General features: G+C 24.7%; 2 protein-coding genes. One reads left to right on the plus strand and one right to left on the minus strand.

The annotated features are described in order from the left end of the window. Positions 1 to 170 precede the first annotated feature (170 nt). Positions 171 to 1,718: a type 2 periplasmic-binding domain-containing protein gene (locus HMPREF0202_RS06615; protein ID WP_040406699.1), complete on the plus strand. Its 1,548-nt coding sequence runs from the start codon at positions 171 to 173 to the stop codon at positions 1,716 to 1,718. A gap of 44 nt (positions 1,719 to 1,762) precedes the next feature. Here HMPREF0202_RS06615 and HMPREF0202_RS06620 read toward each other — a convergent pair. After that, on the minus strand, positions 1,763 to 3,614 hold a 1,852-nt coding region (locus tag HMPREF0202_RS06620), incomplete at its 5' end, for a helix-turn-helix transcriptional regulator (RefSeq protein ID WP_023052336.1).

Genomic DNA, 3,614 nt, shown 5'->3' on the forward strand with positions numbered 1-3,614 from the left:
ATAATTAATAATACATTTAGTTATAAAAAAAGTAAATATTCAGTTTTCAATATTAAAAAATAGTATATTCAAAACAGGAAAAAAGCATATAGTTAGAAAAACAACCATTGAAAAATAAAAATACAAAGAGGTATACTGAAAATAAGAAAGATTTTTGGGAGGTTTAAAATATGTATAGAAGAAAATCTATGTTGGTTTTATCATTAGCCTTATTAGGATTAAAAAGCTTTTCCAACGATGTTAATGAAAAAAATAAAAATTATAAAATATCTGAAAAACCAGTGACATTGTCAATTTTAGCAATTCAAAATGGAAAAGTTTTTGATGAGAATTGGCTAGTATTTAAAGAAGCGTTCAAAGATACAAATATAAAATTAGAAAGTGCAACATCTAAAAATTTAACTGATGAAGTTCAAGCTTTTAATTTAGCAGTTTCTTCAGGTAATTTACCAGACATTATATCGTATGCATATCCAGATAAAATTGAAAATTTAGGTATGGCAGGAGGTATGGTACCTTTAAATGAATTAATAGATAAGCATGCTCCAAATATAAAAGCCTTTTTTGAAAAATATCCAAGATATAAAATGGATGCAGTAGCTGCAGATGGAAAAATATATTATATACCATGTTATTATGATTGGTATGCGATGAAAGCATCACAAGGATTATTCATAAGAAAAGATTGGTTAAATAAGTTAGGATTAGAAGTTCCAGAAAATATGGATGATTTTTATAAAGTTTTAAAAGCTTTTAAAGAGCAAGATCCAAATGGAAATGGGAAAGCGGATGAAATTCCATATTTTGATAGAACTATTGAATTTGCAACAAAAGAATTAGTGGGATTATTCGGAGCTGAATATGGATTTTATATGGATAATGGTATAGTAAAATATGGTCCTACTCAAGAGAGGTTCAAAGAGGCTATGCCTGAAGTAATTAAATGGTATAAAGAAGGGCTCATAGACCCGGAAATTTATACAAGAGGATTTAGTGGAAGAGATTATATGTTACGTAATGATATTGGAGGAGTGACATTTGATTGGTTTGCAAGTACAACAGGATATAATAATGATGAAGAATTAAAAAAACAAAATGAAAAATTTGAATTTATAGCAATTGCACCGCCTAAATATAAAGGGAAGAGTTATGCTCCAGATGCAAGAACAACATCTTTAGGTGGATGGGGAATTTCTGCAAGTGCTAAAGATCCAGTAACAATAATTAAATATATGGACTATTGGTTCTCAGATAAAGGGTATGAACTTTATAACTGGGGAGTTGAAGGAGATACTTTCGCAAAGGACGAAAATGGAAAAAAATATTATACAGATAAAGTAATGAAAGCTCCAGGAAAAAATGCATTACAAGTGTTAAGAGATAATGGATTACAATTTAAAATAGGAGCGCGTCAAGATTATGAATATGAAAAAGCTTGGGGAGATCCAAAAGCAACTGAATGGTCTGAAATGTATATGACAAATGGTTATATAATGGATCAAGTTCCACTTTTTAAATATACTCCAGAAGAGGCAAAAAAAGTACAAAAAATCAACTCACAAATATCTATGGCTTTAGACGAAATGAGTCAGAAATGGGTATTAGGTGCAGAAGATTTTGATAAATCTTATGAAAAATTTGTAGAGAGAGTTAATAAATTAGGGTTAAAAGAACTTATAGAAATAAACCAAAGAGCATATGATAGAGTTCAGTCTTAAGGAAAATAAGTAAAAAAGGAGATATTATTATCTCCTTTTCTATTTTAGTTATCAGTTATATTTTCTAAGAAAAATCTAGCAGGAGAGATTCCTTCATATTTTTTAAATATTCTAATGAAAGTATTAGAACTATTATATCCAACTAACTCAGCAACTTCTTTAATTTTAATATTTTTATTATTTTGGATAATTTCTTTAGATTTATTTATTCTAAAAAGATTAAGATAATTTTTAAAATTGTCACCCATATTTTTTTTAAAGAGTAAACTTGTATATCTAAAAGAGAAACCTAAATATTCAGATAAATCTTCAAGAGAGAAATCATTAGAATAGTTATCTTCTAAATACTGTTGAATCTTATTTTTAATTTCAATATTAGTAGAATTCTCTTCTACTTGTTTTAGGTCACAAATTTCTTTACAAAATTTTAAAAATGTATTTTTTAAATTTGGAATACTAGTTTCTTTTATATGAATATCTATTTTGTTATTTATATCGAACTCACCTAATTGAGAAGTAACTCTTCCTAAAGTATTGCATAAAAGTAAGGAGAAGTCGTTAACTTTATTTTTGTCTAAATTAGAATCGATATCTTCGAAAATTTCGTCGATTATTTTTTTACATCCTAAAAAATTACCATTTAAAAGTCTATTTGCTAGCTTATTTTCAATATCGATAGAATAGAAGAAGCTTGGATTATTTTTATTTGTAAATGATTCTAAAATAACAAAATAACTGCTATATAAAAATTTAAAATTTAAAATTCGTTTGCATTTTATATATTCTTTAGGAAGTGTATCTAGATAGAAAATTTCATTGGATACAGAAGCTGTTAATTTTAAATTATATTTCTTTTGAACATGTTCTAATAAAAATGAAAATCCATCGTCAATGTCTATTAATGCTTCTTCTGAAACTATAAAAAGAATACTTTTATAATCAATGTCAACATATTCATATTGAGAAGAGTTATTTAAAGAGGTTATTAGATAATCTTTAACAATAGGTAAAGTATCCGTATAAAGTTCAGGAGTATCAGAATCAAAAAGTTCAATTAAAACCAATCGTAGTGGAAATTTTAAGTTTTCAAATTTTTCAGTAAAACTATCAATATCTTTAACAGATTTAATTCCTAGAATATAATCCTTAAGATTTTTTCGCTGATTGATATAAATAATGGGATTTTGAAAAAAATTAAATATTTTAAGAATACAAATAAATATAGCTGTAGTTAAAATTAATATTTTAAGAATATCAAAAAAAATATTTGGAAATAGATTATGTTTTTTTTGTTGAAAAATTAAATTAAAGTCAAAAGCATTATCTTTGAAAATATATAAATTTTTTTTATTTGATATTTTAAGTTTTTCAAGAGATGGCATAATTGAATAAAAATTATTATTTTTTTCGATTGCCCATTGCCCAATATCTTTTGTTTTAATATCAGAAAAAAAGATACTTTTATCAATAGTAATTAACCATAAACTTTTTTGTAAAGTTTCAAGTTTTGATGGAAAATTGAGAAGATACATTGTAGACTCATCATCAGTTATTTGAAGATTATCCTTTGAATTTAATTGAAACTTTAAAGTAGTAAAAAAATCATTTTTATTTACAGTTTCTTCAGGAGTAATAAAAATATTAGAATCACTATTTCCAAAGGAAATTTTATAACCAAATTTACTAAAAAAACTATTTTTAATTTTTAAAGTTTTAAAAACTTTTAGAAGATTATATGGTGTTGGATTAGACTCATACTCTAAAAAAGTATTTTCATTTTTTAAATCTAAAATAGAAGAATATAACAAATCAGTTTTTAATTGAAATATTCTTTTTTTTTCTTCAATTTGACTTATTAAGTATTTGTTATAATTTTTTTCTTCTTTTTTATAAACT

Source organism: Cetobacterium somerae ATCC BAA-474 (assembly GCF_000479045.1).
Lineage (GTDB): Bacteria > Fusobacteriota > Fusobacteriia > Fusobacteriales > Fusobacteriaceae > Cetobacterium_A > Cetobacterium_A somerae.